At 33.9% G+C, this 2,726-nt stretch carries 4 protein-coding genes; all 4 read left to right on the top strand.

The annotated features are described in order from the left end of the window. Positions 1 to 871 (top strand): hypothetical protein (locus tag IS446_RS04685; RefSeq protein WP_235996379.1); only part of this gene is annotated, 871 nt, incomplete at its 5' end. Between the two features lie 152 nt (positions 872 to 1,023). After that, positions 1,024 to 1,320 (top strand): hypothetical protein, encoded by a 297-nt coding sequence (locus IS446_RS04680; RefSeq protein WP_203058851.1) that lies wholly within the window; start codon positions 1,024 to 1,026, stop codon positions 1,318 to 1,320. Further along, positions 1,317 to 1,673 carry a hypothetical protein gene (locus IS446_RS04675; protein ID WP_203058850.1) on the top strand — a complete coding sequence of 119 codons (357 nt, stop codon included), beginning with the start codon at positions 1,317 to 1,319 and terminating at the stop codon, positions 1,671 to 1,673. The genes IS446_RS04680 and IS446_RS04675 overlap by 4 nt, the downstream gene beginning before the upstream one ends. A gap of 194 nt (positions 1,674 to 1,867) precedes the next feature. Beyond that, positions 1,868 to 2,461 carry a hypothetical protein gene (locus IS446_RS04670; protein ID WP_203058849.1) on the top strand — a complete coding sequence of 198 codons (594 nt, stop codon included), beginning with the start codon at positions 1,868 to 1,870 and terminating at the stop codon, positions 2,459 to 2,461. Positions 2,462 to 2,726: the final 265 nt, after the last annotated feature.

Here is a 2,726-nt window from a genome sequence, read left to right as displayed (position 1 = left end):
GTTGCCCACAATTATGAAAAAAATCGCATTAGTAATACTTATATCGTTCTCGACTTTTGGATATTCTCAGGACTTAGTCAATGAACTTAATGGCTTCAAATTAAATCAATTTCGAGAGGTCCCAACAACCGAATTAAATCAACCACTACAACAAAAAACATTCGACGATGGTTTTGAATTTGAGCTTTTTCTTGTTAAGCCCGATTCTACTGTATATATGATATTTGAATATGCTAACTGGGATAAGAATATTATATGGTCAATACAATTATATGGTGATGATCCTACTATAGATCCTGCATTCAAAAATTTAAAAATGGGAATGCCCAAAGAGGAACTGATTAAGAAATTGGGTGAGCCAACTAATGCCAAAAATATCGGAGAATATGGGGAAATGCTAGAATATGAAGGCACAAATTACTCCTTCGAAATTAACAACGAAAATAGACTTGCTAGTATAAAGATTAGTGAAGTGTACAATGATTATTTCCCTTCTCCAAAAGCAGAAAAAATTCCTTCATTTAATTCTGTACTCAATTCTTTACAAAGTTCAGATAATGAAATAATATCTCAAATCCTATCACCTGGATTAGAGGTTTATAAAAATGATGAAGTGATTTTCTTTAAACATTCATGGAGAAATGAAATTGAAAACGATCATTCAGGAATTTACTCATTGATAAAAGAATCGATAGTGGGACTTGATAAGGTTAACCTGAATGATGAAAATGAATATGAAGAGAATATGAGGTTAACGCTAAATCAGAACATTAAGCACGTTTTGAAATTTAAGAAACATCCGAAAATAAAAGAAATAGTCATGAAATGGGAGTTCGGTAAATTTCTTATTTGGGAAATTGATTTAATATAACTGTGGGCAACATTGGCTATAGCTCATGGCTAGTTTCGTACTCCAAAATATAATAAATTCATGAACTCAACCAGGCTCTCCATCGCTGTCGGAATCAGCATTAACACAGCCCGCCACGAGCCATAGCCTGACCGTTGTGTGCAAGCTGAAAAATGAAACGAATAGTCAAAATATTAATCCTAATTCTGCTGTTTGGACTTTATGGTTGTGAATTCAATAATGAACGACAAGAATATGCGGAAATGCTAATTGAAAAAATTGAGAAATTTAAGACGAAAAATAATCGACTGCCAAAAGATGTATCAGAGCTTGGATTAACTGAAAAAATGGATAGTCCCGCGTTTTATCAAATTCAGACTGACTCAACTTATATGGTTTGGTATGGACTAAGTGTTGGAGAATCGAAAGTTTATAGGTCTGCAACAAAAAAATGGACTAAAGAAGGATGAGAAATTTGATGATAATTTTCTGTATTTGCTTCTTAAGTGCTTGCGGAAACACCCAGCTCGATTTCGAGAAATCTAAATGGAAAGAGACTGTTGATGGATTTTATATGTTCAGAGAATCAATGGCAAATGACCTGATAGAAAATCATTTGGAAAAAGGAATGACCTATAAGGAATTAACCGACTTAATAGGAGAACCTGAAAATTTTTCCAACTTAAAAGAAAACACCATTGGGTACATTTTAATGGAAGATTACGGTTGGGATATTGACCCAGTTGAATCAAAGACTTTAATGATTGAATTAACAGCAGATTCTTTAGTTCAAGATTTTAATATAAATCATTGGAAAAAATAAAGCCAGCACACAACATGAGGCTATACGCAAGCGCTACATTCTGACAAGTTTCAACTATTTTCTCTATCTTCAAATCCTGAACAAAACCAATACTATGTGACTCGCTGCCCTGGCCCCGGCCAGAGGTAAAGGCCAACGCCACGGGCCAGGCCAGCCAACCACGCCAGCGCATAGCCCGACCGTTGTAACACATTATGAAAGAACTCCTTCTTGCATTAATACTATTAATTACACTATCAAATTGTAAGGAAAAAGAAAACTTTCAAAATGATAAGGAGCTTTGTAAACTTTTGGTTAAAATGCATGAAAGTGATCAAAGCATAAGAGGATTACCCGAAATAAAAAAAAGTCAATTTCCTGCAATATTGGATTCATTAAAGAAAGCCCATAAATTAACACAAAAAGAATATTTCAACCTACCAGAAAAAGAACGTAAAAATATTGCTCAACATGCCATGAAAATTTCAGCAATGGAAATTAAAAATTCGAATAAATTCAGAGACTCATTATGGGAGATCCAATCCGAAATAGATATAAAAAACACCAGAATACTCATAGAAATAATAAAAAAGAGAGGATGGGTCAATAAGGCCCAGTTAGGTTGCGTAGAATACATAGCCCCTGCATTAATTTTCATGCATTCACCAAAAGAAAACTGGAATGAAATTCAAACACTGATTAATAAAGAATATTCAGAAAATAGAATGGGAAAAGATGCATATAATTTGATCAATTCTCATATAAATGGGAAACGTCTAAATTGGAAACCATTTAATAAGATAGATTAAACTTATTTGAAGCCAATTGACATAACGTGTTACAACATCGGCTATATCTCATGGCTTGTGTTGTACTTCTAAAAAAGAATAAAAAATCATGAACTCAACCAGGCTATTCGGTTCCATCGGACGCATTAACCAACCCGACCGCCACGAGCCATAGGTACTGTGTTATAAATCAAGTATATTTACCAAAAAATATAGGAAGTATTAATCTCGGTTAATAACTATCCTGCGCAGCAAGTTCTTTTGAGCTTGCTGTTTTTGTTTTATG

It is taken from the genome of Robertkochia sediminum (genome assembly GCF_016786255.1).
Taxonomy (GTDB): domain Bacteria; phylum Bacteroidota; class Bacteroidia; order Flavobacteriales; family Flavobacteriaceae; genus Robertkochia; species Robertkochia sediminum.
The sequence above is the reverse complement of the archived record's forward strand: the minus strand, read 5'-3'. Positions and strand labels throughout refer to the sequence as shown.

What these genes read in the sequence shown, in the direction of transcription:
- IS446_RS04675 (WP_203058850.1), top strand. Translation starts at nt 1,317, where the DNA reads ATGAGAAATTTGATGATAATTTTCTGTATTTGCTTCTTAAGTGCTTGC.
- IS446_RS04670 (WP_203058849.1), top strand. Translation starts at nt 1,868, where the DNA reads ATGAAAGAACTCCTTCTTGCATTAATACTATTAATTACACTATCAAAT.
- IS446_RS04680 (WP_203058851.1), top strand. Translation starts at nt 1,024, where the DNA reads ATGAAACGAATAGTCAAAATATTAATCCTAATTCTGCTGTTTGGACTT.